We start from the raw sequence: 25,806 nt of genomic DNA on the forward strand, positions 1-25,806 counted from the left end.
CCGAACGGTGGCGCCTCAGCGGATGAAAAGCAACGGTTCAGGGCACCAGCCACTGCCCGCGCCAGTCTCCGTCTGGCGATTTGCGGAACACCGCGCGGCGGTGGCCGGTGTGGGCGAGGTGGAGGAATTCGACGGTTTCGATCTGCGCCATCAGCAGCGCGAAATTGGCGCGGCCCGGGGCGACCTCGTCGTCATCGTCGGGCTTGCGTCCCTCGATATTGGCGGGAAGGCCCGATACCGGCGTCTGCGAAACGGTACCGGGGGCCGGATCGGCAAGGTAGCAGCGCTTGGCGAACAACGTCGCTTCGGCCCAGGCCTGGTCAGCCGCAGACGTATCGGTTTCGATTCCCGCCGTTCCGGACAGCCTGAACTGCCGCTTGGCACCAGGGTCGTAGCACAGCACCGAGACGGGACCGCTTGGCCCCACCTGATTCACCTTGGCCGCACGCGCATCGGTGTGGAAGCGAAGCGTCGCCGTGCCGCGATCGAACGCGCGCAGCACCATCACCCGCTGGCTGGGAGCGCCATCTGGTCCGATCGTGGCCACGACAGGGGTGTGCATCGCAGCGCGCCGGTCGCTAACGGCACGGCCCAGCCGTTGCCAGACATCGGCCAGCACCGAATCGAGATCGTCATCGAGGTGCTCAAGATTGTCAGATGTCATCGTTTCCCCGCGCTTGATCCGCATCTGCGCCTAGGTGTCACCGGCGGCACGCTTTTACCAGTGGAACTGCGCCAGAGGCTGCGCTAAAGCGCAAGGCATGAATGAAGTGACCCCCATCGATGGTCCCGAAGGCCGTCCCGCCCGCGTTCGCAAGCCCGATTGGATCCGGGTCCGTGCGCCCACCAGCAAGGGGTTCAACGAAACCCGCAAGCTGATGCGCGACCTCAACCTCAACACGGTGTGCGAAGAGGCGGCGTGCCCCAACATCGGCGAATGCTGGACCAAGAAACACGCCACGGTGATGATCCTGGGCGATGTTTGCACCCGCGCGTGTGCGTTCTGCAACGTCAAGACGGGCATGCCGCGCGTGGTCGATCTGAAGGAACCGCAGCATGTCGCCGATGCCGCAGCGCAGATGGGCCTGCAGCATATCGTCATCACCTCGGTCGATCGCGACGATCTGCCCGATGGCGGCGCTAGCCAGTTCGTCAAGGTGATCGAGGCTTTGCGGCGAACCACGCCTGCGACCACCATCGAGATCCTGACCCCAGATTTCCGCAACAAGCACGAAGCCGCCGTCGAGGCGATCGTGACTGCACGGCCTGATGTCTACAACCACAATCTGGAGACGGTGCCTCGCTTGTACCCGACGATCCGTCCCGGGGCGCGCTATTACGCCTCGCTGCGGCTGCTCGAGACGGTGAAAAGGCTCGATCCGTCGATCTTCACCAAGTCGGGCATCATGATGGGGCTCGGCGAGGAGCGGCTCGAGGTGCACCAGGTGATGGATGACATGCGCTCGGCCGATGTCGATTTTCTGACTATGGGCCAGTATCTCCAGCCGACGCCGCGCCATGCCAAGGTCATCGACTTCGTCACGCCCAAGGCGTTCGATGCCTATGCGGCGATCGCGCGCGCGAAGGGCTTCCTGCAGGTCGCATCGAGCCCGTTGACCCGGTCTAGCTATCACGCTGGCGAGGACTTTGCCCAGATGCGCGCGGCGCGCGAGGCCAAGCTGGCGCGGCAGGCCGCCCGGTAAGGGAACGCTTATGCCTTCGCATCGTGAAACGCGGCACCTGCCATGGTCCCCCGACCAGATGTACAATCTGGTGGCCGATGTCGCGCGTTATGCCGAGTTTCTGCCCTGGGTCATCGCGACGCGGGTCAAATCGGATACCGAGGTCGAGATGGTCGCCGATATGGTGGTCGGTTTCAAGCAACTGCGCGAGAAGTTCACCTCGCTGGTACGCAAGGTTCCAGGACAGCGGATCGAGGTCGAATATCTCGACGGGCCGCTCAAGAACCTGGAGAACATCTGGCAGTTCGCGAGTGACGGCGAGGGCGGGTGCACCGTCGATTTCTACGTCTCGTTCACCTTCAAGAACCGGTTGTTCGAAGCGCTTGCAGGCCAGTATTTCGATCGCGCGTTCCGCAAGATGGTCGGCGCATTCGAGACGCGCGCCGAGGCGCTTTACGGCAACAGCAACTCGAGCGCGGCCATCGCGGCTTCCTGACGGATTTCCGCGCGGCTGAGCGTGGGGTCGAAATTCTTCTGCTCGGCGCTGATGTCGTTCTCGTCCTGTCCGCGAAGCGCGCAGGCAAACACGACCGTGCCCACCGGCTTGCTCTCGGTGCCGCCACCGGGACCTGCAATCCCGGTGATCGCAACCGCCACATCGGCATCCGAATGTTTGAGCGCGCCGCGCGCCATCGCCCATGCGACCGCAGGGGAGACAGCGCCGAACGTGTCGATCAGTTCGGCGCTGACCCCCAGTGATTCGATCTTCGCATCGTTGGAATAGGTCACGAAGCCGCGGTCGAGCACGTCGGAACTTCCGGGGATCTCGGTGAGCGCCGCTGACACCAGGCCCCCCGTGCAGCTTTCGGCAAGCACGATGCGGCGGCCTCTGGCGGCGTTTTCCATTACCACGCGCTCGGCAAGTTCCGTCAGCGCCGACGGCAGCAGGTTCTTCACTTGGGCGCGTCCTGGCAGATGGTGAACGGGTTCTTCCTGGGCGCACCCGGCTTCTTCGAGGCGTCGTCCATCTTCATGATCGCGATCAGCAGCTTGCCCATGTTTTCGGGCGGAAGCGGTTCGAGCGCACCATAGAATTCGTCGACGGCGCCGCAGTCCGTCGGCTTGATCTGTTGCTCGATCATGCTGGTGATGGCTGCGGTCAGCAAGGGGCGGATCAGCTGCGGATCGGTGCCCGGCGGCAGTGGGAGCTCGACCGCCGCCATGAAGGCACGCCCGGCGGTCGGCCAGGCGCGCTCGGCGGCGGGCTGATAGACCTGCGCGATGCGTGTGGACGACCGGGTCAGGGCCGAAGATGCCGGCAGGTGCGGCAGGCAGGCCCTGCGCGCGCTCGACAGCGCATCGGGCAACGCGGCAACCGCGACCGACTGCGCTTCGGCGGGCATAAGGCAGGCCGCAGTCTGCGCATGGGCTGAACTCGCCATGAGCGCTGCGGCCATCGCGAGCGCTGCAGAAGAGCGGGAGGCCAAGGTGTATCGTGTCATAATCATGTCCTGTCTAAATCAACCGGTGACCATCACGCTGGCCACCGCCTGCGCGGCAATGCCTTCGCCGCGCCCGGTAAAACCAAGCCGTTCGGTCGTGGTGGCTTTCACCCCGACCCGGTCCGGGTGCAACGCCAGTATCTTGGCGATGCGTTGCTGAATGGAAGCTTTGTGCGGGCCGATTTTCGGTTCCTCGCAGATGATCGTCAGATCGATATTGGCGATCTGGCCACCTTTTGCCCTAACCAATGATGCCGCGTGCGCCAGAAATTGCGCCGAGTCCGCCCCACGCCATTGCGGATCGCTGGGCGGGAAGTGCTCGCCGATGTCGCCGAGCGCCATCGCGCCGAGCAACGCGTCGGTGATCGCATGCAGCGCGACATCGGCATCGCTGTGCCCGGACAGGCCCTTGTCATGCTCGATCCTGATGCCGCCCAGCCACAGTTCCTCGCCGCTGACCAGACGGTGGACGTCATAGCCCATTCCGGTGCGGACCATCAACGGGGCAGGCATCGGGGCTGGGGCATGCGACACGGAAAAATCCTCGGCAAAAGTGATCTTGGCGAGCGCTTCGTCGCCCTCGACCAGTGCGACCGCAAGACCGTGCGCGCGCGCAACCTGGCTGTCGTCGGTAGCGACCTTGGTCGGCGACCACGCGAGGTGTGCGGCGAGAATGGCGTCGAAGTGAAACGCTTGCGGAGTCTGGATGCGCCACAGATTGGCCCGCTCGACTGCGGCTTCGATCACGCCGTCGGCGCCCCGCGCGATGCTGTCGACGACAGGGAGTACCGGCACCGCGCCGGGAGCGCTATCGAGTGCAGCGTTCAGCCGATCGAGAACGTCGGCAGGCAGCACCGGGCGGGCAGCATCATGGATGAACACCCGGTCGACATCACCGCTGGCGGCGAGCGCCAGCAGGCCCAGCCGAACGGAGTCACTGCGCTCCGCGCCACCGGTGACGAAGACGACGCCCTCGATCCCGGCAAGCGCAGCCTGTGCCAACGCCTGCTGGCCATCACCGACGACCACGAATATCCGCGGCTCGGCATCCCGCGCGGCAAACGCCTCGACGCTGTGCCGCAGCAACGGCTTGCCGGAAAACTCTGCAAACTGCTTGGGCACGTTGCCGCCAGCGCGCAGGCCTTTGCCCGCCGCCACGATCAGCGCGGCGATGCGGGGCGTGTCGCTGGAAGGGCTGGGTGTCGCATGATGCATCGGGCGCGGGCAATAGACCAAGTGCCGCTTGCCCGCCAGTCGCTTTGCGATTATGGGGCTGCCTAAATATTAGGCACACATCATCATGACCCACGCTCCCACCCTCAAGCCGATCCAGATCGGTCCGCTCCAGATCGACGAGCCGGTTCTGCTCGCGCCGATGACGGGCGTGACCGACATGCCGTTCCGCACCCTGGTGCGGCGCTATGGCTCGGGGCTCAACGTCACCGAAATGATCGCAAGCGAAGCGATGATCCGCGAGACGCGCCAATCGCTGCAAAAGGCGGCCTGGCACGCGGTCGAAGAACCGGTGTCGATGCAGCTTGCCGGTTGCGGGCCGAAGCAGATGGCCGAAGCTGCCAAGCTCAACGAGGATCGCGGCGCTGCGATCATCGACATCAACATGGGCTGCCCGGTCAAGAAGGTGGTCAATGGCGATGCAGGCTCGGCGCTGATGCGCGACCTGCCGCTCGCTGCCGCGTTGATCGAGGCGACGGTCAAGGCGGTCAAGGTGCCGGTGACGGTCAAGATGCGCATGGGCTGGTGCCATGACAGCCTCAACGCGCCCGAACTCGCGCGGATCGCCGAGGATCTGGGCGCGCAAATGATCACGGTTCACGGCCGCACCCGCAACCAGATGTACAAGGGCAGCGCCGACTGGGGGTTTGTCGCCAGGGTCAAGGCGGCGGTGAAGCTGCCGGTCATCGTCAACGGCGACATCTGCAGCGTCGAGGATGCGCGCACCGCGCTCGAGCAGAGCGGCGCAGATGGCGTCATGATCGGGCGCGGCGCCTATGGCCGACCCTGGCTGCTGGGGCAGGTGATGCATGCGCTGCGCACCGGCGAAATGCTGCCCGATCCTGATCTGGACGAGCAGTACCATGTCATCATCGAGCATTACCATGCGATGCTGGAGCATTACGGGGCTGACACCGGCGTCAAGATGGCGCGCAAGCATCTGGGCTGGTATACCAAGGGCCTGCCGGGCTCGGCCGAGCTGCGCAACAAGATGAACCAGATCGACAACCCCGATACCGTGGTCGCGATGCTCGGAGAGTTCTATCGCCCCTGGCTGCGCCGCGCCGCAGCCTGATGGCGGATCTGGCCGGAGTGGTCCCTGACGCCGCCGCACAATTGCAGAGCCTGCCGATGGCGGTGGTCATGCTGCGCGCCGATCGGTCGATAGCAGCGGCCAATGCGGCGGCGGAAAACATGCTCGAACAGAGCGCAAGGCGACTGATCGGCAGGCCGTTGTCCGAATTCCTGCGGTTCGACGACGCGCGGATCGGGCTCGCGCTCGACCAGCCCGATACCAATCTTGCAGCGCATGGCATGCGCGTAGAAATCGGCCGCAACAGCGTGCGCAAGGTCGATATCTCGCTCAGTCCGGTGGGCGACGGGTGGCAGCTGCTTGTGCTCAATGAATCGGGTGCCGGATCGCCGCTGTTCGACAGCGAGCCTTCTGCCGAAGGTTTTGCGGTGCGCGGGCCTGACATTCTGGCGCACGAGATCAAGAACCCGCTCGCCGCAATCAAAGGGGCGGCGCAGCTGATCGAGCGCCAGCTCGACGGGGCAGGCAGGCGGCTTTCCGGCCTGATCACCGCAGAGGTCGATCGGATTGCTCTGCTGATCGACCAGATGCAGTCGCTGACCCGGCGCACCGCCGCGCCGGTGCGCCCGTGCAACATCTACGAGCCGCTGGCGCGGGTACGTGAGATCGTAGAGACCGCGCATCCCGGATCGGTCCGGTTCGTCGAGCAGTTCGATCCCTCGATCCCGCCCGTTCTGTCCGATGTCGACAATCTGGTACAGGTGTTGCTCAACCTGATTACCAACGCGCGCGAGGCGATGGAAGGGCAGGAGGATGCCTGTATCACGCTGACCACCAAGTTCGTATCTGGGGTGCGCCTCAGGCTGTCGCGCGATGACAGCTATATCCGCCTGCCGGTGGAAGTTCGGGTGAGCGACAACGGCCCGGGCATCGATGCGGACATTGCGGAGGATATCTTCTCGCCGTTCGTCACCACCAAGAAGACAGGGCAGGGGCTTGGCCTCGCACTGGTACAGAAACTGGTGCGCGACATGAACGGCCGGATCGTCCACGAGCGCGATGTGCAGCAGGGCCTCACCAAATTCCGGCTGTTCCTGCCGCTGGCCGATCAGGAGAACCAGGCATAATGGCAAAATCGGTCCTGTTGGTCGAAGACGATCGCGCGATCAGTCAGGTGATCATGGCCGCGCTCGAAGCCGAAGGCTGCGCGGTGGACCACTGCACCTCGATTGCCAAGCGCAACACGCTGATCGCCGCCAAGCGCTACGCCGCGATCCTGACCGATGTCATGCTCGAGGATGGTGACGGCATTGCCACGCTTGGCACCGTGATCGATCAGCACCCGGATACGCCGGTGATCGTGCTTTCGGCTCAAAACACGCTCGATACCGCGGTGCGCGCCAGCGAAGCCGGAGCTTACGAATATTTCCCCAAGCCGTTCGATCTGGACGAGCTGATCCGCGCGGTACTGCAGGCGATCGCGCGCAGCGGCGAAACGAGCGGAATGCTCGATGCCGATCCCGCCGACAGCGGCATGCCTCTGGTCGGACGCAGCGCGCCGATGCAGACCGTGTACCGGATGATCACCCGCGTGCTGCGCAACGATCTGTCGGTGCTGATCCTGGGCGAATCCGGCACCGGCAAGGAGCTGGTCGCCGAGGCGATCCACCAATTGGGCCATCGCAAACAGGGGCCGTTCGTCGCGGTCAACATGGCCGCAATCCCCGCCGAACTGATCGAATCCGAACTGTTCGGGCATGAAAAGGGCGCGTTCACGGGCGCGGTGGCGCAGACGATCGGCAAGTTCGAACAGGCGCATGGCGGCACGCTGTTTCTCGATGAAATCGGTGACATGCCGATGCAGGCGCAGACCCGGCTGCTGCGCACGCTGCAGACGGGGCGGATCACCCGCGTCGGCGGTCACCGCGAAATCGAGCTCGACGTGCGGTTCGTCGCGGCGACCAACAAGCCGTTCGGACCGCTGATCGAAGCGGGCCTGTTCCGCGAGGATCTGTATTACCGGATCAACGTCGTCCCGATCGAGCTGCCGCCATTGCGCGAGCGGTTGAGCGACATCCCGGCACTGGTGGAGCACTTTCTGGCGCTGGCAGTGCACGAGGGCTTGCCCCGGCGCACCTTCAACGACAGCGCGATCGCCGCGATGCAACGCCGCAACTGGCGCGGCAACGTGCGCGAGCTGCGCAATCTGGTGTTTCGCGCGGTTATCATGAGCCGGGACGACATGATCACCGCCGAAGCACTCGGCGGCATCTTCGATGAGCCCGCGCTTGGCGGCGATACCCGGCGGGAAGAAAGCGATTTCGATCAGGCGGTCAGCCGGTTTTTGCTCACCGAGAGGCCCGAGCATGGCGCAGTCTACGATCGCGCGCTGGCAGCATTCGAGATCCCGCTGCTGCAATCGATCATGCGCCAGTGCGAGGGCAATCAGGTGAAGGCGGCCGCAATGCTGGGGATCAACCGCAACACGCTGCGGAAAAAGCTGGTCGAACACGGATTGGCGAACGTGTGAGCCTGACCGCTCTGACGTCCGTCTTGCGTTGAAGTGGGTCGGGTGTAAGCTGACAAACCGTCAGGATGACGGAAAGGCCTTGTATTCTGGCAACGCACCTGTTGTAAACTGACCACTATGGCCTCGTCGACCGTCCTCCCTCAGCCCCGAACAAGCCGGCTTGCGCGCCGATATGCCGTCATGATGCGCAAAGGCAGCCTGTTTCCTGCGCTGGAAATCGGCTGCGTCGTACTGCTCGTGACCCTGATGGGGTTTTCGTGGTGGCTCGTCGGCTCCTATCAGGGGCGGCAGGTGATGGTGCCGGCGCCGGTCACCGCGAGTCTGCTTGTCGGCAATCTCATTCCCGCAATGGCGCTGCTGGCGCTGATTGGCAGGCGCGTCGCTATCCGGCGCGCCAATGCCAGCGGCGAGGAAGGCACAGGCCGACTCCACGTGCGCTTCGTCGCGCTGTTTTCGCTGATTTCGTCGATCCCGATGCTGCTGGTCGTCGTGATCACCTCGCTGCTGTTCCAATATGGCGTCGAGTTCTGGTTTTCGGACCGGGCGCGCGGGATGCTGGAGAACGCCAACGATCTTGCGCGTGGGTATTATGAGGAAGGCCGGCGCGATGTCGCTGCCGAAACCGTCGCGATGGCAAGCGATCTGCGCGAGTATCTTCAGCAGACACGCATCGACAGCCCCGAATTTGCCGAGGCTTATATCTTCCAGGTCGTCGGGCGAAAAATGAACGAATCCGCGATCGTCGAGATCGGCGAAGATGGCGTTATTCGCACCGCGGCGATCGTTGATCCGGACAATCGCACCTCGTCCGACCGTGTGACCCCGGCCATCGTCCGCCAGCTGGAGGCCGGGGAAAGCGCAGTTGTCTCCGCCGAGTCCGACCGGATCGAAGTCGTCACCCAACTCGACAAGGAGGCGCGGGTCTACCTCTATGTCGCACGCGCGTCCAACCAGCTGGCCTTGAGCCAGTGGGAACGCGCACAGACGGTGCTTTCCGACTACAAGGCGCTGTTCTCGCGGTCACAGAACCTGCAGATCCAGTTCAACATCGCGCTGTTCGTCGTGTCGCTGCTGCTGGTGGCGGTGGCCTTGTGGGCGGCGTTGAAGTTCGCCGACCGTATGGTGCGGCCGCTGACCGATATGGCGAGCGCGGCGCGCGACATCAGCACCGGCAACTTCGCCACCCGGGTCGATACCGCCAACCGCACCGACGAGGTCGGCGTGCTGGGCCGGGCGTTCAACCGGATGGCGAGCCGCCTGTCCGAGCAGACGTCCGCGCTGATCCGCGCCAACAGCCAGCTCGACGATCGCCGTGCGTTTACCGAGGCGGTGCTGGAATCGGTCAGCGCCGGGGTGATCTCGGTCGATCCGATGGGGATGGTGCGGTTGATGAACAGCACCGCCCAGCGGCTGCTGCAGGTCGATACCGCACAATGCCTTGGCTGCACTTTGTCGAGCATCGCGCCGCCCTTCGCGCGGCTGGTGGCGGACGGAACCGAGAAGGCCGTGATCCAGTATTCGCGCGGCAACGATCTGCTGACCTTGGCGGTGCGCGCGGTGCGCGAGCCTTATGGCATGGTGATTACCTTCGAGGACATCACCCAGCAGCTGGTCGATCAGCGCCAGGCGGCGTGGTCCGATGTCGCCCGCCGCATCGCGCACGAAATCAAGAACCCGCTGACCCCGATCCAGCTTGCCGCCGAGCGCCTCAAGCGCCGCTATGCGAGCAAGGTCAGCGAGGACGATCCGACGTTCGGCCAGCTCACCGATACCATCGTGCGGCAGGTCGGCGATCTTCGCAACATGGTCGACGAATTCTCGTCGTTCGCACGGATGCCCAAGCCGGTGTTTCGCGAGGAGAATTTCTTCGACCTGGTCCGCCAGGCGATCTTCCTGCAGGAAGTGGCGCACCCCGCCATCCGCTTTTCCGCCGAAGGTTCGCACGAGGGCAGCGATGTTCATTGCGACCGGCGCCAGATCGGCCAGGCAGTCACCAACATTCTCAAGAACGCGGTCGAAGCGATCGAGGCGCGGCAATGCGATGAGGCGCACAAGGGCGTGGTCATCGCCACCGTCAGGCGCCAGGACCAGTTTCTGGTGCTGACGCTCGACGACAACGGCATCGGACTGCCAGCGGACCGTGACCGCATCGTCGAGCCGTACATGACGACGCGCGAGAAGGGCACCGGGCTGGGGCTCGCGATCGTCAAGAAGATCGTCGAAGAGCATTTCGGCGATCTGGCGTTCGAATCCAACGACACTGGCGGCACCCGGGTCATCATTCGGCTCGACGTCGCGTTGCTGCGCGGCAGCGCGCTGCAGGACGCCGATAGCACTATCGCAGAAGCACGCCGCAGCGGGGCTGACCGCAGCAACGTCATCGGCACGAAACCCGTAAACCGGCAAAGCGAACTGACCCGCACGGCACACGACGAGGAAAGCAATTAAGTCATGCCTTTGGAAATCCTGATCGTAGACGATGAACGCGACATCCGGGACCTCGTCTCGGGCGTGCTGGAGGATGAGGGCTATAGCTGTCGCACCGCAGGTGGCAGCGATGCCGCGCTCGCGGCGATCGACGAGCGCAGGCCGTCGCTGGTCCTGCTCGATGTCTGGCTCAAGGGCAGCAAGCTCGACGGGCTGGAACTGCTCGATGAAATCAAGTCGCGCGATGCCGACCTGCCGGTGATTATCTTCTCCGGCCACGGCAACATCGACACTGCAGTGTCCGCAATTTCTCGAGGGGCGATGGATTTCATCGAAAAGCCGTTCGAGGCCGAGCGGCTGATCCATATGGTCGCGCGCGGAACCGAAACCGCGCGGCTGCGACGCGAGAACGCGCAGTTGCGCGAGAAACTCGGCATATCGGACGAGCTGACCGGAAGCTCGAGCGCGATCAACGCGGTCCGCGCCACGCTCAAGCGCGTCGCCAACAGCGGCAGCCGCCTGCTGATCACAGGACCTGCAGGCGTGGGCAAGGAAGTGGCGGCACGGTTGCTGCACAGCTGGAGCGGCAGAGCGTCCGGACCCTTCGTCACCGTCAACTCGGCGCGGATGACGCCCGACCGGTTCGAACAGGAACTGTTCGGCGAGGAGGACCAGGGCAAGTCGGCGACCGCGGGCCTGCTCGAGCGCGCGCATGGCGGCACTTTGTTCCTCGATGAAGTCGCTGACATGCCCGAATCCACCCAGGCCAAGATCCTGCGCGTGCTGACCGATCAGAGCTTTTCGCGCGTGGGATCGACGCGTCCGATCAAGGTCGATGTCCGGTTCGTCTCGGCAACCTCGCGCAATCTCGAGCACGAGATCGCCGAAGGGCGGTTCCGCGAAGACCTGTTCTATCGGCTGAATGTGGTGCCCGTCGAAATTCCGGCGCTGACCGAGCGCCGTGACGACATACCACCGCTGGTCGAGCATTACGTGGCCCGGTTTGCGAGCGAGCACGGCATCAAGCCGCCCGAGACCAGCAGCGAGGCGATCGCCGCGCTGCAGAGCTACAACTGGCCGGGCAATGTCCGCCAGCTCCGCAATGTTGTCGAACGCACGATCATCCTGGCGCCGCGCGGCAGGCTGGCGCGGATCGACGTCGACATGCTGCCGCCCGAACTGGTGCAGGGGGATGGCGGCCGCGCGGCGGGAATATCGAGCCTGATGGGGGTGCCATTGCGCGAAGCCCGCGAAAGCTTCGAGCGCGAGTATCTCAAAATCCAGATCCGGCGGTTTTCCGGGAATATCTCCAAGACCGCCGAGTTCATCGGGATGGAGCGCTCGGCATTGCACCGCAAACTCAAGCTGCTGGGACTGCACGACCGCTGATCGGACGCAACCTGCAGAAACGTCAAAAGCCGCAATCTGCCCATTGGCGCGGTGGCGGTTCAGCACTATGTATGGTGAGTGGCCGTGCGCCGCAGCCGGTTCGGGTTATTGCGGGCAGGCTTTTCATGAACCGTGATGCAACGTCATCACCAAGACCGGGGGTCAAAAATGACCGAAAAGGCTCAAAACATTCAGGATGTTTTCCTGAATTCGCTTAGAAAATCGAAAATTCCCGTCACCATGTTTCTGGTCAAGGGCGTCAAGCTTCAGGGCATCGTGACCTGGTTCGACAATTTTTCGGTGATGCTGCGGCGCGATGGACAGTCGCAGCTCGTCTACAAGCACGCGATTTCGACCGTTATGCCGGCGCAACCGATCGATCTCGGCATTTTTTCGGGATTGATGGGGGCCAAGAACGCGAAGAACCGCAACCTGCAGGAAGTGTTCCTGCGGACGGTGCAGGAAACCGGCGTCCCGGTGACGATGTTCCTGATCAACGGCGTGATGCTCCAGGGCAAGGTCGCGGCCTATGACCTGTTTTGCATGCTGCTGGAACGCGAGGGCATGGCCCAGTTGGCCTACAAGCACGCGGTTTCCACCGTACAGCCAAACGCTCCGGTCGATCTGACCGGCGATTGGGGCGATGCCGAATCCGAGAACGATTGAATTTCCGATCTGGGGGCCGTGCAAAAGGAATATATTGAAGTTTGAACGACCCTCACGCTCTTGATTTCGTACGCGGTACCCGCGCGGTTATTGCCTATCCCGACCTTGGCCGACGCGGCGCGATCGATTCCGACGCTCGGCTCGAGGAGGCGCGCGGCCTTGCGCTGGCGATCGGTATTTCGGTAAAGGCGTCGCACGCGTTCCGCATCCGCACTGCGCGGCCGGCAACACTGTTCGGCGGCGGCCAGGTCGATATCATCGCTGCCAGCCTGGAAGACGAGGATGCCGAGCTGCTGATCGTCGATGGCAGCCTGTCTGCGATCCAGCAGCGCAATCTGGAAGAGCGGCTCAAGGTCAAGGTCATCGACCGGACCGGGCTTATCCTCGAGATTTTCGGCGAGCGCGCTGCAACTGCCGAAGGCCGATTGCAGGTCGAACTCGCACATCTTGATTATCAGGCAGGCAGGCTGGTGCGCAGCTGGACCCACCTTGAACGCCAGCGCGGCGGCTTCGGTTTTCTGGGCGGTCCGGGCGAAACCCAGATTGAGGCCGACCGCCGGATGATCCGGGATCGTATGGCGAAGTTGCGCCGCGAGCTCGAGCAGGTGAAGCGCACCCGCGGATTGCACCGCGAACGCCGGCAGAAGGCGCCTTGGCCGGTGATCGCGCTGGTGGGCTATACCAACGCGGGCAAATCGACGCTGTTCAACCGGCTGACCCATGCCGATGTGATGGCCGAAGACCTTCTGTTTGCGACGCTCGACCCGACGATGCGCGCGATCCGGCTCGATGGTGTCGAGAAGGTCATCCTTTCCGATACCGTTGGTTTCGTCTCGGATCTGCCGACCGAACTGGTCGCGGCGTTCCGGGCGACGCTCGAAGAGGTGCTCTCGGCCGATCTGGTCATCCACGTTCGCGACATGGCGCACCCCGAGGCACAGATGCAGGGAGAATCGGTCGAGGCGATCCTGACCGACCTCGGCCTCGATTTCGATCCGGTGCTGGCCGGGCAGGGGCTTGCCGTGCCGATGATCGAGGCGTGGAACAAATGGGATATTCTCGACGAGGATGCGCGTGCGCACCTTCTTGAAACTGCGCCGGATGATCGCACCATCTGCCCGATCTCCGCGTTGACCGGGGAGGGGGTGTCGGCGTTGCTGCGCATGGCATCGAACGCCCTGGTAATCGGGCACCGGGTTCATGCCGTCACTCTGGCGCGGCACGATGGCCAGAAGATCGCCTGGCTGCACGCGCATGGCGAGGTGCTCGAAACCCACGAGGAGGGCGATCAGTTGGCGCTTTCGGTGCGGATGTCGGACAAGGACTGGGGCCGTTTCAGCGCCTTATAACGGCGCGGTCCTTTTCACGCGCTGCCAGAGGTCTTCTTTTTCGTCGAGCGACAGCCCGGCGAACGCATCGCCAGCATCGGCTTCCATCGCCCGAAACCGACGCTCGAACTTGGCGTTGGCGGTACGCAGAGCATCCTCGGCGCTGACGCCCATGTGACGGACGACGTTGACCGCGGCGAACAGCAGGTCTCCGGCTTCGTCGATACGTTCTGCTTCGGTTTCAGCCTCGAGCAGTTCCTCGATTTCCTCGCCGATCTTCTCGACCGCGCCGATGACATCGGGCCAGTCGAACCCGGTGCGTGCGGCGCGCTTCTGCAATTTCTGCGCGCGCATCAGTGCCGGGAGCGCCGATGCCACGCCATCCATCGCGCTGGATGATCCGGCATCGCTGCGTTCTTCGGCCTTGATCGTCTCCCAATCCCATTGCTCGACCGACTGGTCTGCAAAGATGTGCGGATGGCGACGGACCATCTTGTCGCTGATCGACGTTATGACGTCGCCGATAGCGAAATCGCCGGCTTCCTCGGCCATGCGGCTGTGAAACACGACCTGAAGTAACAGGTCGCCAAGTTCATCCTTGAGCGCCGCCATGTCGTCACGCTCTATGGCGTCGGCAACCTCATAGGCTTCCTCGATGGTGTATGGTGCGATCGTCGCAAATGTCTGCGCGACATCCCATGGACAGCCGCTGTGCGGATCGCGCAATCGCGCCATGATCGCCACAAGACGATCGAGCGGCGCGGCTGCTTCGGGACGCGAGGCGGGTGGGTCGATCTGGAATGCCATATCTGTAAGTCCGATAATATATATTATGTTAAATTATTCCTGTTTCAGCCTGAGGGGGGCTGCGGCACCAGGATCATGCTGTCGCCCTCGACCCGCCAGCTTTGCAGCGCCGACAGAAAGTTCATCCCCAGCACATTGGTATCGCCGAACGCTGACGAAACGACAACCGCGTGATCCGTCATCGCCAGCGACCCGATCTGCAACGTTGCGGCGGTTGCGCGGTCGGCCTCCACGATACCATTGGCGGTGTTGAGGACGACCTTCATCGACAACGCATCGGGCTCGACACCCGCACGGCGGGCAGCGTCGGCCGACAACGCCGTATAGCTCGCGCCGCTATCCACCATGAAGCGCACCGACGTGCCGTTGACTTGTCCATTGACCCAGAAATGTCCGTCGTCGCCCTTGCGCAATGTCGTCGGCGCCCCGGTGATCGCAGGCTGGCCGCCAACGCCGAGGTCGCCGGTGATGCGCTCCCAGACCAGTTTCAGTTCCGGGCGGAAGCTCACCAGCAGGAAAATCAGCGCGAAAATCCCGACCCAGCCGAGCGCCATCTTCAGCGTCTGGCCGATCGGCAGACTGCGTGACACCAAGGCGCTGCCCACCAGGACGAGCAGCAGCAGGCTGTAGATCAGGCTGGCGGTGTCACCCATTACGCCAATTCCGCAAGATCGATGATCAGCCCGTCATAACCCGGCTCGATGTCGTCGGGTAACTCGGCGCAAAGCACCGCATAGTCCAGGCTCTTGTCCATATGGGTCAACACGGTATGCCGCGCATGGCAACGCCGTGCGAGCTCTATTGCCATGGCAAGGTTCGCGTGCGTCGGGTGCTTGTCATACCGCAGGCAGTCGGTGACCAGCAGGTCGCATCCTTCATAGAGCGCCACCATGTCGTCGGTTATCGCACTGAAATCCGTTGCATATACGACCGACATGCCGTCATCGTCGAACCGCAGGCCGGTGGAGCCAACAGGTCCATGGGGCTGGTCGACGCAGCGGACGCGGATGCCGCTGATCGATTGATCGTCTGCCAGGTCATGCGCTCGAACGATCGAAGGATATCCGTCGCCGCCTGCGAAGACATAGTCAAACCGGCTGACAAGACTTTGCATCGTATAGCTTCGTCCGAAACCCGGCAATGGCTTGCGGCTGTTGTGGAACAGCGCGCGCAGATCGTCGATGCCATGGCTGTGATCGGCATGGTCGTGGGTCCAGATCACCGCATCGATCGCGCCGATGTCCTCCGCGAGCAGCTGATTGCGCAGATCGGGCGAGGTATCGATCAGGATGCGCTGGCCGGCATGTTCGACGATCATCGAGACTCGCGAGCGCCGGTTGCGCGGGTTGCCGGGGTCGCACGCTCCCCAGTCGTTGCCGATCCGCGGCACGCCTCCAGAGGTGCCCGATCCCAGCAGGACCGCCTTCACGGGCGCGCCCGGTCGAACAGGCGATAGAAGTTCTGCGAGGTCGTCTCGCACAGCTGCTCGTACGGTTCTTCGCGCAAGCCCGCGACACAGCGCGCGGTATCGGCCACGAACGCGGGCTCACCCTGCTTGCCGCGGTGCGGAACCGGCGCAAGAAACGGTGCATCGGTTTCCACTAGCAACCGGTCCGCCGGAATATCGCGCGCCACTGCCTGCAGGTCCTTGGCGTTCTTGAAGGTCACTATGCCCGAGATCGAGATATAAAGCCCCATATCCAGAACCTTGGCAGCGAAAGCTGCGCTGGCGGTAAAACAGTGGATCAGCGCGGGGAAGGCCCCCTTCCCCATTTCGTCGGCCAGGATCGCGGCGGTATCGTCCTCGGCATCGCGGGTGTGGATGATCAGCGGCAACCCGGTGGCGCGCGACGCGGCGATGTGCGCGATGAAGCTGCGGCGCTGCTGTTCGCGGTCGGAATGGTCGTAGAAGTAATCGAGCCCGGTTTCACCGATGCCGATCACCCGGTCGTCGGCTTCCGCGCGCGTGACGAGCCGCGCGGTGTCGATATCGGCATGCGCATCGGCTTCATGCGGGTGGATGCCGATGCTCGCCCAGACATCCTCCTCGCGATGCGCGGTCGCGGTGACCGCGTCCCATTCGCTGGCGCGGGTTGAGATGTTGAGCATCGCGGTAACGCCCGATGCGCGCGCGCGTTCGAGCAGCACATCCTGCTGCTCGGCCATGCCCTTGTAGTTCAGATGGCAGTGCGAATCGACCAGCATCACTCGGCGTCTTCGGCAGGCAGATCGATGCGCGGGAACAGTGGCTTGGGCACGCCGACCTGATAGCCGCTCTCGGCCAGAGACGAGTACCAGTGGGACCCCATCTTCGCCAGCGAACGCACCTCGTCCGGCACGCCCATATGGTCGACCAGCGCCTTGGCGCTGCCGGGGATCACCGGCGAAATCGCGATCGAGAGTTGCGCGATGGCGATGTACAACGTCGCGAGTACGGTGTGCATCCGCTCGGGATCGGTCTTCTTGAGCGCCCAGGGCGCCTGTTCGTCGACATAGGCATTGCAGGCGAACACCGCGCGCATCCACGCTTCTATCCCTTGCGACAGCGACAGGTCCTCGAACGCCTTGGGCATTTCGGTCTGCAACGCGTCAGTCAGCACCTCGAACAGCGCGGTATCGGCGGAGTGGTGGCCATGGATCGCAGGCAGATAGCCATCGAGGTTCTTCGCGATGAAGCTCAGGATGCGCTGCGCCAGATTGCCGAAGCTGTTGGACAGATCGGCATTCGACCGCATTGCAATGGCTTGCGGCGAATAGCTGCCATCCTGTCCGAAGCTCACTTCGCGCAGCAGGAAGTAGCGCAGCTGGTCGACCCCGAAGGCGTCGGCGAGCGCGAACGGATCGACGACATTGCCGACCGATTTCGACATTTTCTCGCCCTTGTTGAGCAGAAAGCCGTGCCCGAACACCTGCTTGGGGACCGCAATTCCCGCGCTCATCAGGAACGCTGGCCAGTATACCGCATGGAAGCGGACGATATCCTTGCCGATCAGGTGCAAATCGGCGGGCCAGTGCTTGGCCATCAGATCGGTCTCGTCGGGATAGCCCAGGCCGGTAAGATAGTTGGTCAGCGCGTCGACCCAGACGTACATCACATGCCCGTCGCTGCCGGGAACCTTGACGCCCCAATCGAAGCTGGTGCGCGAGATCGAAAGCGGGCGCAGGCCCGACTTGACGAAGCTGACGATCTCGTTGCGCCGGCTGTCGGGCTGCAGGAATTCGGGATGTTCCTCATACAGCGCGAGCAACTTGTCCTGATAGGCGTCGAGCTTGAAGAACCAGCTTTCCTCGACTGTCCATTCGACCGGCGTGCCCTGCGGCGACTGCTTGCCCCCCTGCCCGTCGTCGATCAGTTCGTCCTCGGCGTAATAAGCCTCGTCGCGGACCGAGTACCAGCCTTCGTAACGATCAAGATACAGGTCGCCATTGGCTTCCATCGCGCTCCACAAGGCCTGGCTGGCGCGGTGGTGATCGTCTTCCGATGTCTGGATGAAACGGTCGTAGCTGACATCAAGCCTGTCGCACATATCCTTGAAATGTTGCGACATTTCGTCGGCCAGCGCACGCGGCGTGGTATCCAGCTCGCGCGCTTTTTGCAGCATCTTGAGGCCATGGACGTCGGTCCCGGTCTGGAAGCGGACATCGCGACCGTTCAACCGCTGGAAGCGTGCGATGACGTCGGCGGCGATCGCCTCATAGGCATGGCCGATATGCGGGCGGCCATTGGGATAGCTGATCGCGGTGGTGATGTAATAGGGTTCGCCCATGGCGGTGTGGTCTGCCGTTCGTTCGGGTGGTGGCCGCAATGGCCGGTTGACGCCTATCTAGGCGGGGCCAGCCGAGCCAGCAACCCGCCAATTTGAAACGCGACCGCAGCCGCATCCAGATTGAGCAGCATCGCGCGTGAGGCCAGCCCGCCGATTTCCTGCCATGCCTGGATTGCGCCCGGGAGGCGGTCATCGCGCAAGCTACGGATCCGATGCGCTGCGAACCGCGGCGCATAATGGAGTAGCGCCTGAAATCGCTCGCGGTTTGCCTTGTTGGCCACCATCGCGCCGAGCGCGATCCGCGCGCGGTGGCTTGAATCGCCGTGATCGGCGATCTCGGCGAGCAGCGCGTCGATCTTCGCCATATCGAGCCCGGCGAAGTTGAGCGCCTGGCCGGGTGCCCCCTGCCCCAGCCGCACCAATGCGGCGATTTCGGCGTCGGGAAGCTCGGGCCGTGCGGCGCGCAGCGCTTCGGCCATGTCGATATCGCTCAACGCCGGAAAGTCGAGCACCAGGCAGCGCGAGCGTATCGTCGGCAGCAGCCGCCCGGGATTGTGCGCGATCAGCAGGAAAACCGTATCCGCAGGCGGCTCCTCGAGGCTCTTGAGCAGGGCATTGGCCGCGCCGCGCTCGAGCAGGTCGGCCGAATCGAAGATGATCACCCGGCGTTCGGCCAGGCTTGGCCGCACCGTCAGGCGTTTTTGCAAGGACCGGATCTGATCGACCTTGATGTTGCGCGCCAGGTCGTAAGGCTTGCCGTCTTCGGCCTTGCGCGCTTCCTTGTCGTTCTGCGGACCAAGCGTGATGTAATGGCAGTCGGGGTGCTTGCGTTGCACCAGCAGCCGGCCTTCCGCGCCGTCCATGTCCCCTGCAAAGTGGTCGGCGGCAAAGCTGGGTTCGCGGGTCAGCAGATGCGCGGCGGCAGCGAGCGCAAAGCTGCGCTTGCCGATGCCTTCGGGCCCCGCCAGCAACCAGCCATGGTGCAGTCTGCGTGACTGAAACGCCCGCAAAAGCGTGGTTTCGGGTGCCGCGTGGCCCATCCACTGCGCGTCGGATGCATTCATGACGTCATGCCAGCATAGGCCCGATGGAGTGCCAGATGCGGGCGTGGACGGCAGCGCTGTCTCCGCTTGCGTCGATCAGGCAAAACCGATCGGGATGGTCTGCAGCGAAGGTGCGGAATGCCTGTGCGACCGCCGCGTGATACGCCGCATCGCGACCGCCTATACGATCGCTTGTCCCCCCGTCGCGCACTGTCGCGCGCCGTGCTGCCTCGTCTGCGGGAAGCTCAAGCAGCAACGTGCGATCGGGCAGAAACCCTTGCGAACCAAAGCGGTGCAGATCGAGGATCGCGTCATCGCCCAGACCTCCGGCGACGCCTTGATAGGCCCTGCTGCTGTCGAGGAAGCGGTCGGAAAGGACCCACCCTCCAGCTTCGACCGCAGGACGGATCAGCCGCGCGACATGGTCTGCGCGGGCGGCCGCGAACAACAGCGCTTCGCTGCGCACATTCCACCGGTCGGCCCCGCCTTCGAGCAGCAACGCGCGGATCGCCTCGGCGCTGTCGGTGCCGCCAGGCTCGCGCGTCACGGTGACCGAACGCCCCGATGCTTTCAGCGCGTCGGCGAGCAGCCTGATCTGTGTCGATTTACCGACCGCCTCGCCACCTTCGATCGAGATGAAGCGCCCGCGCATATCGGCGGCCTCAGGCTCCGAAGAACGAGAGGATGCCCGCCCACAGTCGGCCGAAGAAACCGGCTTCTTCCACCGCTTCGCCTGCGACCAGCGGCATCACCTGCCGCTCCATGTCGGGCGCGGAGACAACCAGCGTCGCGACCTGCTGGCCCTTGGCGATCGGCGCCTTGAGCGGTCCCTGATAGACCACCTTGAGGGTCACCTTGTCGGTATCAGCGGTGCGCGGCAGCGTCAGCGCCAGATCGCGCGGCGCGACGAGCGACAGTTCGCGTGCGCTGCCCAACTGGACCGGCGCGGTATCGACCTTGCGGCCCTTGGCGAACAACGGCACCGACTTCCACGAGCGGAAGCCCCAGTTCATGAACCGCACCGATTCATCGATGCGGCCGTTATAGCTGGTCAATCCCGCGACCACCATCACCAGCCTGCGGCCGTTCTGTTCGGCAGAGCCGGTAAAGCCGTATCCAGCCTCTTCGGTGTGCCCCGTCTTGAGACCATCGGCGCCATCGACCTTGCCCAGCAGCGGATCGCGGTTGGGCTGGGTGATGCCGTTCCAGGTGAAGCTGCCCTTGGAATAGAAACGCTTGTACAGCGAGGGGTGGTTGCGGATCGTCGCCGACGCAAGCTGCGCCAGATCGCGCGCGGTCACCTGGGTGACGCCTTCGTCCGGCCAACCGTTGCTGTTGCCGAAGCGGCTGTTGGAAAGGCCGATTTCCCTGGCCTTCTTGTTCATCATGTCGACGAACGCTTCTTCGGACCCGGCGATGCCCTCGGCTAGCACGACGCAGGCGTCGTTCCCCGATAGCGTGACGATGCCATCGAGAAGATCGCCAACGCTCACCTGGCTGCCGACCGCCAGAAACATGCTGGACCCCTGGTTGTTCCATTTGCGCCACGTGTCGGGAGACACCGTCATCGTCTGGTCGAGCTTGAGTTCACCCTTTTTGAGCAGATCGAACGCCACATAGACGGTCATCATCTTGGCCATCGACGCCGGGGGAATCTGCCGGTCTGCATCGCGCGAGAACAGGACCGCGCCCGATGACATGTCGGTCATGAAGGCAATCGGCGCCTCTGACACATAGCTGGGCGCGGCGGCTGCCAGCGGGGTCGCCAGCAACGATAAAACGGCAAGACCGATAAGCGGGGTTTTCATCTGTTTCCCATGGTTTTGATCAAAGGGGGGCGGGCCGTTCTGTGGCCCTTGTTGTCAGCGACCGGGGGCCTGCTGGATTCGAGCCCCCTGATAGCCATTCCGCTTCGCCAGCGTAAGACCCTGTTGTGCGGCCTGGCTATCGGCATAGGGGCCATAACGGACACGAAAAACCTTGCCATCGCCGGTCGGCTGCACGTTTGCGCCGATCTTGCTCGCCAGCGCATCGGCCCGAGCCCTGGTCGAAAATGCGCCGACCTGAACGAAATAGGATGCCGCTGAGGACTTCGGAGCCGCAGCGGGCTTTGGTGCGGGAGGAGTGGTTGGCGCGGCCGCGGGGGTGGACGAAGCCTTCGGCGCTTCGGGCGTGGCGCGATTATCGCCCGTGCTGTTCTCGACCATATTGGGGCGGTCGCCCTGCCCTTCGACGACAAAGCCATCCTTGCTGGGAGCGCCGGGTGCAATGGGGCCGGGCTTTTCAATCTTGCCCGCCTTCGGCAGGGCTGTATTGCTGGAAACAGGGGCAGCAGTTGCTGCGCTAGCAACGCCTGCCGGTTTGACCTTGTCGTCCAGCCTGCGCCGCAGTGGCACGAGCAGCGATTCAGGCGTCTCCATTCGCATTGCTACCGGCTTGCCCGCGCGCAACACCGCACGTTCGCGTTCTGGTGGATTGACCCTGCGGACCCGCACCGCAAACGAACCCTGGCCCTCCACGCCCAGCTGCTTGGCTGCGCCGTGCGACAGGTCGATCAGCCGCGACGCCGAAGACGGTCCGCGGTCGTTGAGCCGGACCAGGATGGTCTTGCCGCTGTCCAGAGCCGTGACTTCGACATAGCTTGGCAATGGCAGCGTGCGGTGTGCGCCAGTGATCGCATCGGGATTAAAAGGCTCGCCGTTGGACGTGTTGCGTCCCTCCAGTTCCTTGCCGTACCAGCTGGCATGGCCGGTCTCGTCATAGTTGTAGGCATCGCTCGGCGTATAGGTGATCCCGTCCATCACATACGGCTCGCCCAGCTTTACCGGATAATCGGCGACCGAGCCTGCGACTGCGGGCGGCGCGGTGTCGAGGCTGCGGCTGACGCTGCTACCCCCGCCGCAACCGGTCAGGAGCAGCGCAGCCCCCAGGCTTGCGATCATCACCGTCTTCATTGCCGATCCCCCTTCGTGACTGCGTCCGTCAGTTGCGGACGCCATCGGCCAGCAAGCCGACCGACATCGCGTAATAATTGGAACAGTTGTAATCCAGTATCGCCCGGTAGTTGCGGGTCAACAGATAACCGGTCGCATCCAGACCCGGCGTGATCAGCAGCGATGCCTGCACCTTGTCATCGGCAGGCCAGACGCCGCCTGCCGGATAGACGCCCAACGCCTTCCATTCGCGCATGGTTTTCCATTCGCTGTGCCGCTCGACCGCACGGGCGCACTTGGTCACCCTTTCGCGGTTGGCGATGGCGTTGACATCGAGGGTGGACGGGACAGCGACCGCAAAGCCCCAGGGCTCGCCGCGCCGCCATCCTGCAGCGACCATGTAATTGGCGATCGACGCAAAAGCATCGGCCCGGCTCGACCAGATTTCCGCCTTGCCGTCGCCGTCGCCATCCTTGGCAAGCTTGAGATACACCGAAGGCAGGAACTGCGGATAGCCGAACGCGCCGGCATAGCTGCCGCGCAGCACCGATCGAGGAACGCCCTTGTCGATCATCTTGAGCACCGCGATCAGTTCGCCCTCGAACAGATCGCGCCGGCGCCCCTCGTACGCCAGCGTCGCCAGCGCGCGTGGCAGATCGGTATTGCCCATGATCGTGCCATAGCTCGTCTCATGCCCGAAGATCGAAACCATGATCGAGGCCGGAACGCCGGTCTGCTGTTCGATCGCGACCAGGCGCGCAGCCTCGTCGGCATAGACCTTCTGTCCCTGCCGGATCTTGGCGGCATTGATCCGCTTGGCCATTTCAGGTCCGAACGACGGGAAGGACTGGCCGGCGGGCGTCGGCGCGAAACGCCGGTCAAGCGCAGCCACGCTTTCATCGAAGCCCAGCGAGGGCAGAACGCTGTCGATCGTGCGCTGCGACACGCCTTCGCGGCGGGCTCGGGCGGCAACGGTGTCGAGATAGCTGGCAAAACCCTGCGCCTGCGCGGTATTGACGCCGGGCAGAGGCTGAACGATTTCGCGCTGCGCGGTGCTGGGCGATCCGCACGCCAGCAGCGCCGCTGTCCCCGCCGCGACCATCAGACGCGACCCAAGTCTTTGTACGATATTGAAAACCATGCGATACTCCCAATCGCGCGTTGTGCCACACAAAGCATCGTGGGGGAAAGAGCGAACATCCCCCGCCCACCCCGGCCCTGCCACGCTTGGCCGGTGGGGCGATGCTGCATGTTGCCACCGCAGCCGCAGCTCCGCCATGCGCACACGGCCAGATTTGGAAGTTTCGCTTTTCAGACTATGCCGCCTTCGCTAGGAAACGCGCCGCACGGACCGCGCCGATCCCCACGATCGCGCCAACGCCCGCTGCCGAAGGAAGAGTGTCCGAGTGGTTTAAGGAACCGGTCTTGAAAACCGGCGAGGGTGCAAGCTCTCCGTGGGTTCGAATCCCACCTCTTCCGCCAGGTGGTAGCCCTGTAGGTGCAACCTCACACTTTGAAAAATCGATATTTCCCAACAAATTGCTTGATCCGCAGCGTGCCAGTAACCATGTTTTGACATGGAGGCTGACAACTCTACCTTAACCGCTCTTCTGATTTCTGTGTCATAACCGGACAAAATGTAAAATCCGTGTCAGGAATCCAGGGGGTCGAGGCGTTGCTCAGCAACCATGCATTCCATGCACCTGACACGTTGAAAGTGGCGGAATTGCTGGGGTTGCTGGACATCTGGTTGAAAAATCGGCGTTCTTCTGTTTGGAGCCAAGGCCGCTATGAATGAATTATATAGTCGTTTTGCATTATTTTACGCTTCATCAATCCACCTTAAGGTTGCCTTAACAAAAATCGAGTCGCAAAATTTTTAGCCAGTTGATGGGCGCAAAGCTCGCGGGGCAGACAGCAGGAGATACATTGTGCACTCGTGTAAAGGTGCTGCCAGGGTTGCCGTTGCAACCTTGTTGGCAGGTTGTTGGACCATGGTTCCGATAGGCGCTACCGCTTCGGCCCAAGACCTCGTCTACCAGCCTGTCAACCCTAGCTTCGGCGGAAACCCGTTCAATTCCAATCACTTGCTTGGCATTGCCAACGCTCAGAATGATTTCACCAACCCCACGTCTAGCAGAAACTCGTCGCAGGCGGACATTTTCGCTCGCCAGTTGCAGTCGCGGCTTTTGTCGGCGCTTTCCTCGCAAATCGTCACCGCCATCTTTGGCGATAATCCCCAGGAGAGCGGGACGATCAGCTTTGGGGGCCAGACGGTGAATTTCATCCGGTCACTGACCGAAGTTACCATCACCATCATCAACGATGATACCGGTGAACAAACCGTCATTGTCGTTCCAACTTTTATCGATGTGAACTGATCATGATGGGGGGCAAAACCATACGTGTTGTGGCGTTGATGACGACCATCCTGATTGCGGGCTGCACCACCGTCGGTGGTAGCGGCAAGGCCGCCATTCCCGAGACCACCAGTTACGCCTATCTGCCCAACGCTACGCAGACGCAGAATCTGCTGCGGGGTATTCCGGCGCCGTCTCGCCAGGTCGCGGTTGCGGTTTACAATTTCACCGACCAGACCGGGCAGTTCAAGCCGAGTGCAACTGGCCAGACCCTGTCGCGGGCGGTCAGCCAGGGCGGCGCGTCGGTGCTGGTCAAGGCACTGCAGGATGTGGGCGACCGTTCGTGGTTTACAATCGTCGAGCGTGAGAACCTCAAGAACCTGCTCAACGAACGGCAGATCATTCGCGAGATGCGCGAGCGCTATCTGGGCGAACGCGCGGTCAACCCGGATGCCCTCCCCGCCTTGCTGTTCGCCGGCGTGCTGCTTGAGGGCGGCGTGATCGGTTATGACACCAACACGTTGACGGGCGGCGCCGGTGCAGCCTTTCTGGGGATCGGTGCTCGCACCGAATATCGCCAGGACACGGTGACGGTTTATCTGCGGGCTGTGTCCGTGCGCACAGGCGAAGTCCTGACCACTGTTACAGCGTCGAAGACGATCGCGTCCCAGTCGATGGGTGCCAGCGCTTTCAAGTTCGTCGCATTCCGCGAGTTGCTGGAGGCCGAAGCCGGCTTCACCACCAACGAGCCCGATCAACTCGCGTTGCAGCAGGCCATCGAAAAGGCGGTCTATGCGCTGGTGATGGAAGGCGTGGAACTCAAGCTTTGGGACTTCGCCGACCGCAATGCTGGCATGGCAAAACTGCTGCAGTACCAGCAGGAGCGCGATGGCCTGTTCACTCCGGGTCAGGTTCAGCGTGCCGAAGAAAAGGCTCGCAACCTGACCCCAATGAAAGTCAAGGAAACTCGCAAAAACGGGGATCAAAATAAGGGGAGTCCGCAAGCGGACTGAGATTTTTTCCCTGATCGTTCGTGCCTTGCGCACGGCGATCAGCAAAAACAGGGTCGTAGGCCAGGCTGAGTGTTCAGAATGGCTTGGAAACCC

The 25,806-nt window shown here is 63.1% G+C and carries 25 protein-coding genes and 1 tRNA gene; 12 read left to right on the forward strand and 14 right to left on the reverse strand.

The features are described from left to right. Positions 1-37 precede the first annotated feature (37 nt). Positions 38-664 carry a pyridoxamine 5'-phosphate oxidase family protein gene (locus ACK4R0_RS11840; protein WP_409674143.1) on the reverse strand — a complete coding sequence of 209 codons (627 nt, stop codon included), beginning with the start codon at positions 662-664 and terminating at the stop codon, positions 38-40. 97 nt (positions 665-761) lie between these two features. Between ACK4R0_RS11840 and lipA the strand changes: the two genes are divergently transcribed. Together lipA and ACK4R0_RS11850 are read left to right on the forward strand one after the other, a co-directional pair. Further along, the gene (gene lipA, locus ACK4R0_RS11845; RefSeq protein WP_409674144.1) at positions 762-1,703 is read left to right on the forward strand and encodes a lipoyl synthase; all 942 of its coding nucleotides are present in this window, start codon (positions 762-764) and stop codon (positions 1,701-1,703) included. Between the two features lie 10 nt (positions 1,704-1,713). Then, positions 1,714-2,178, forward strand: coding sequence for a type II toxin-antitoxin system RatA family toxin (locus tag ACK4R0_RS11850; RefSeq protein WP_409674145.1), 465 nt, complete (start codon positions 1,714-1,716; stop codon positions 2,176-2,178). On the opposite strand, the gene ACK4R0_RS11855 is transcribed toward ACK4R0_RS11850, so the two are convergent. The 3 genes from ACK4R0_RS11855 to ACK4R0_RS11865 are packed head-to-tail and all read right to left on the reverse strand — an operon-like array spanning position 2,136 to position 4,399. After that, entirely contained in the window at positions 2,136-2,639 is a 504-nt protein-coding gene (locus ACK4R0_RS11855; protein ID WP_409674146.1) for a CinA family protein, read from the reverse strand. The two genes, ACK4R0_RS11850 and ACK4R0_RS11855, sit on opposite strands and share 43 nt — an antisense overlap. Next, a complete protein-coding gene (locus ACK4R0_RS11860; protein WP_409674147.1) occupies positions 2,636-3,184 on the reverse strand; it encodes a hypothetical protein in 549 nt (182 codons plus the stop codon). Before ACK4R0_RS11860 ends, ACK4R0_RS11855 begins: the two co-directional genes overlap by 4 nt. A gap of 18 nt (positions 3,185-3,202) precedes the next feature. Beyond that, positions 3,203-4,399, reverse strand: coding sequence for a bifunctional 2-C-methyl-D-erythritol 4-phosphate cytidylyltransferase/2-C-methyl-D-erythritol 2,4-cyclodiphosphate synthase (locus tag ACK4R0_RS11865; protein WP_409674148.1), 1,197 nt, complete (start codon positions 4,397-4,399; stop codon positions 3,203-3,205). A gap of 85 nt (positions 4,400-4,484) precedes the next feature. Between ACK4R0_RS11865 and dusB the strand changes: the two genes are divergently transcribed. From dusB to hflX, 7 genes are all read left to right on the forward strand, one after another. Continuing rightward, positions 4,485-5,492 (forward strand): tRNA dihydrouridine synthase DusB, encoded by a 1,008-nt coding sequence (dusB, locus tag ACK4R0_RS11870; RefSeq protein ID WP_409674149.1) that lies wholly within the window; start codon positions 4,485-4,487, stop codon positions 5,490-5,492. Further along, entirely contained in the window at positions 5,492-6,577 is a 1,086-nt protein-coding gene (locus ACK4R0_RS11875) for a two-component system sensor histidine kinase NtrB (RefSeq protein ID WP_409674150.1), read from the forward strand. Before dusB ends, ACK4R0_RS11875 begins: the two co-directional genes overlap by 1 nt. Then, positions 6,577-7,980: a sigma-54-dependent transcriptional regulator gene (locus tag ACK4R0_RS11880; RefSeq protein WP_409674151.1), complete on the forward strand. Its 1,404-nt coding sequence runs from the start codon at positions 6,577-6,579 to the stop codon at positions 7,978-7,980. Before ACK4R0_RS11875 ends, ACK4R0_RS11880 begins: the two co-directional genes overlap by 1 nt. Before the next feature lie 180 nt (positions 7,981-8,160). Continuing rightward, entirely contained in the window at positions 8,161-10,428 is a 2,268-nt protein-coding gene (locus tag ACK4R0_RS11885; protein ID WP_409674152.1) for an ATP-binding protein, read from the forward strand. A 3-nt stretch (positions 10,429-10,431) separates the two neighbouring features. After that, the gene (locus ACK4R0_RS11890; RefSeq protein ID WP_409674153.1) at positions 10,432-11,796 is read left to right on the forward strand and encodes a sigma-54-dependent transcriptional regulator; all 1,365 of its coding nucleotides are present in this window, start codon (positions 10,432-10,434) and stop codon (positions 11,794-11,796) included. A gap of 135 nt (positions 11,797-11,931) precedes the next feature. Further along, the gene (gene hfq / locus ACK4R0_RS11895; RefSeq protein WP_409674154.1) at positions 11,932-12,462 is read left to right on the forward strand and encodes an RNA chaperone Hfq; all 531 of its coding nucleotides are present in this window, start codon (positions 11,932-11,934) and stop codon (positions 12,460-12,462) included. A gap of 41 nt (positions 12,463-12,503) precedes the next feature. Then, on the forward strand, positions 12,504-13,811 hold the full coding sequence (hflX, locus tag ACK4R0_RS11900; protein ID WP_409674155.1) for a GTPase HflX: 1,308 nt from the start codon (positions 12,504-12,506) through the stop codon (positions 13,809-13,811). Here hflX and mazG read toward each other — a convergent pair. Genes mazG through ACK4R0_RS11950 form a run of 10 tightly spaced genes read right to left on the reverse strand, consistent with a single transcriptional unit; the run spans position 13,806 to position 23,481 of the window. Then, positions 13,806-14,597: a nucleoside triphosphate pyrophosphohydrolase gene (mazG, locus tag ACK4R0_RS11905; protein ID WP_409674156.1), complete on the reverse strand. Its 792-nt coding sequence runs from the start codon at positions 14,595-14,597 to the stop codon at positions 13,806-13,808. The two genes, hflX and mazG, sit on opposite strands and share 6 nt — an antisense overlap. Before the next feature lie 44 nt (positions 14,598-14,641). Then, a complete protein-coding gene (locus ACK4R0_RS11910) occupies positions 14,642-15,250 on the reverse strand; it encodes a TIGR02281 family clan AA aspartic protease (RefSeq protein WP_409674157.1) in 609 nt (202 codons plus the stop codon). Further along, on the reverse strand, positions 15,250-16,026 hold the full coding sequence (locus ACK4R0_RS11915) for an MBL fold metallo-hydrolase (RefSeq protein WP_409674158.1): 777 nt from the start codon (positions 16,024-16,026) through the stop codon (positions 15,250-15,252). The genes ACK4R0_RS11910 and ACK4R0_RS11915 overlap by 1 nt, the downstream gene beginning before the upstream one ends. After that, a complete protein-coding gene (locus ACK4R0_RS11920) occupies positions 16,023-16,802 on the reverse strand; it encodes a TatD family hydrolase (RefSeq protein WP_409674159.1) in 780 nt (259 codons plus the stop codon). Before ACK4R0_RS11920 ends, ACK4R0_RS11915 begins: the two co-directional genes overlap by 4 nt. Further along, positions 16,802-18,364, reverse strand: coding sequence for a methionine--tRNA ligase (gene metG, locus ACK4R0_RS11925; protein WP_409674160.1), 1,563 nt, complete (start codon positions 18,362-18,364; stop codon positions 16,802-16,804). Before metG ends, ACK4R0_RS11920 begins: the two co-directional genes overlap by 1 nt. Before the next feature lie 53 nt (positions 18,365-18,417). Further along, positions 18,418-19,428, reverse strand: coding sequence for a DNA polymerase III subunit delta' (locus tag ACK4R0_RS11930; RefSeq protein WP_409674161.1), 1,011 nt, complete (start codon positions 19,426-19,428; stop codon positions 18,418-18,420). Between the two features lie 4 nt (positions 19,429-19,432). After that, complete coding sequence (gene tmk / locus ACK4R0_RS11935; RefSeq protein ID WP_409674162.1) at positions 19,433-20,059, reverse strand: dTMP kinase; 627 nt, start codon at positions 20,057-20,059, stop codon at positions 19,433-19,435. Between the two features lie 10 nt (positions 20,060-20,069). Next, entirely contained in the window at positions 20,070-21,215 is a 1,146-nt protein-coding gene (locus ACK4R0_RS11940; protein WP_409674163.1) for a D-alanyl-D-alanine carboxypeptidase family protein, read from the reverse strand. A 54-nt stretch (positions 21,216-21,269) separates the two neighbouring features. Continuing rightward, entirely contained in the window at positions 21,270-22,361 is a 1,092-nt protein-coding gene (locus ACK4R0_RS11945; RefSeq protein WP_409674164.1) for a septal ring lytic transglycosylase RlpA family protein, read from the reverse strand. A 28-nt stretch (positions 22,362-22,389) separates the two neighbouring features. Further along, a complete protein-coding gene (locus ACK4R0_RS11950) occupies positions 22,390-23,481 on the reverse strand; it encodes a lytic transglycosylase domain-containing protein (RefSeq protein WP_409674165.1) in 1,092 nt (363 codons plus the stop codon). Between the two features lie 251 nt (positions 23,482-23,732). Here ACK4R0_RS11950 and ACK4R0_RS11955 point away from each other — a divergent pair. The 3 genes from ACK4R0_RS11955 to ACK4R0_RS11965 all read left to right on the forward strand — a co-directional run bounded on the left by ACK4R0_RS11955 (position 23,733) and on the right by ACK4R0_RS11965 (position 25,713). After that, positions 23,733-23,822 (forward strand) — tRNA-Ser (locus ACK4R0_RS11955). A gap of 512 nt (positions 23,823-24,334) precedes the next feature. Then, the gene (locus ACK4R0_RS11960; RefSeq protein ID WP_409674166.1) at positions 24,335-24,721 is read left to right on the forward strand and encodes a curli assembly protein CsgF; all 387 of its coding nucleotides are present in this window, start codon (positions 24,335-24,337) and stop codon (positions 24,719-24,721) included. Positions 24,722-24,723: 2 nt separating this feature from the next. Beyond that, positions 24,724-25,713 (forward strand): CsgG/HfaB family protein, encoded by a 990-nt coding sequence (locus ACK4R0_RS11965; protein ID WP_409674167.1) that lies wholly within the window; start codon positions 24,724-24,726, stop codon positions 25,711-25,713. Positions 25,714-25,806 lie beyond the last annotated feature (93 nt).

Source organism: Blastomonas sp. (assembly GCF_046294995.1).
In the GTDB taxonomy this organism is placed as follows: domain Bacteria; phylum Pseudomonadota; class Alphaproteobacteria; order Sphingomonadales; family Sphingomonadaceae; genus Blastomonas.

Coding starts and splice junctions, on each gene's coding strand:
- ACK4R0_RS11840 (WP_409674143.1), bottom strand. CDS start 664: ATGACATCTGACAATCTTGAGCACCTCGATGACGATCTCGATTCGGTG.
- lipA (WP_409674144.1), top strand. CDS start 762: ATGAATGAAGTGACCCCCATCGATGGTCCCGAAGGCCGTCCCGCCCGC.
- ACK4R0_RS11850 (WP_409674145.1), top strand. CDS start 1,714: ATGCCTTCGCATCGTGAAACGCGGCACCTGCCATGGTCCCCCGACCAG.
- ACK4R0_RS11860 (WP_409674147.1), bottom strand. CDS start 3,184: ATGACACGATACACCTTGGCCTCCCGCTCTTCTGCAGCGCTCGCGATG.
- ACK4R0_RS11865 (WP_409674148.1), bottom strand. CDS start 4,399: ATGCATCATGCGACACCCAGCCCTTCCAGCGACACGCCCCGCATCGCC.
- dusB (WP_409674149.1), top strand. CDS start 4,485: ATGACCCACGCTCCCACCCTCAAGCCGATCCAGATCGGTCCGCTCCAG.
- ACK4R0_RS11875 (WP_409674150.1), top strand. CDS start 5,492: ATGGCGGATCTGGCCGGAGTGGTCCCTGACGCCGCCGCACAATTGCAG.
- ACK4R0_RS11880 (WP_409674151.1), top strand. CDS start 6,577: ATGGCAAAATCGGTCCTGTTGGTCGAAGACGATCGCGCGATCAGTCAG.
- ACK4R0_RS11885 (WP_409674152.1), top strand. CDS start 8,161: ATGATGCGCAAAGGCAGCCTGTTTCCTGCGCTGGAAATCGGCTGCGTC.
- ACK4R0_RS11890 (WP_409674153.1), top strand. CDS start 10,432: ATGCCTTTGGAAATCCTGATCGTAGACGATGAACGCGACATCCGGGAC.
- hfq (WP_409674154.1), top strand. CDS start 11,932: ATGCAACGTCATCACCAAGACCGGGGGTCAAAAATGACCGAAAAGGCT.
- mazG (WP_409674156.1), bottom strand. CDS start 14,597: ATGGCATTCCAGATCGACCCACCCGCCTCGCGTCCCGAAGCAGCCGCG.
- ACK4R0_RS11910 (WP_409674157.1), bottom strand. CDS start 15,250: ATGGGTGACACCGCCAGCCTGATCTACAGCCTGCTGCTGCTCGTCCTG.
- ACK4R0_RS11920 (WP_409674159.1), bottom strand. CDS start 16,802: ATGCTGGTCGATTCGCACTGCCATCTGAACTACAAGGGCATGGCCGAG.
- metG (WP_409674160.1), bottom strand. CDS start 18,364: ATGGGCGAACCCTATTACATCACCACCGCGATCAGCTATCCCAATGGC.
- ACK4R0_RS11930 (WP_409674161.1), bottom strand. CDS start 19,428: ATGAATGCATCCGACGCGCAGTGGATGGGCCACGCGGCACCCGAAACC.
- tmk (WP_409674162.1), bottom strand. CDS start 20,059: ATGCGCGGGCGCTTCATCTCGATCGAAGGTGGCGAGGCGGTCGGTAAA.
- ACK4R0_RS11940 (WP_409674163.1), bottom strand. CDS start 21,215: ATGAAAACCCCGCTTATCGGTCTTGCCGTTTTATCGTTGCTGGCGACC.
- ACK4R0_RS11945 (WP_409674164.1), bottom strand. CDS start 22,361: ATGAAGACGGTGATGATCGCAAGCCTGGGGGCTGCGCTGCTCCTGACC.
- ACK4R0_RS11950 (WP_409674165.1), bottom strand. CDS start 23,481: ATGGTTTTCAATATCGTACAAAGACTTGGGTCGCGTCTGATGGTCGCG.
- ACK4R0_RS11960 (WP_409674166.1), top strand. CDS start 24,335: ATGGTTCCGATAGGCGCTACCGCTTCGGCCCAAGACCTCGTCTACCAG.
- ACK4R0_RS11965 (WP_409674167.1), top strand. CDS start 24,724: ATGATGGGGGGCAAAACCATACGTGTTGTGGCGTTGATGACGACCATC.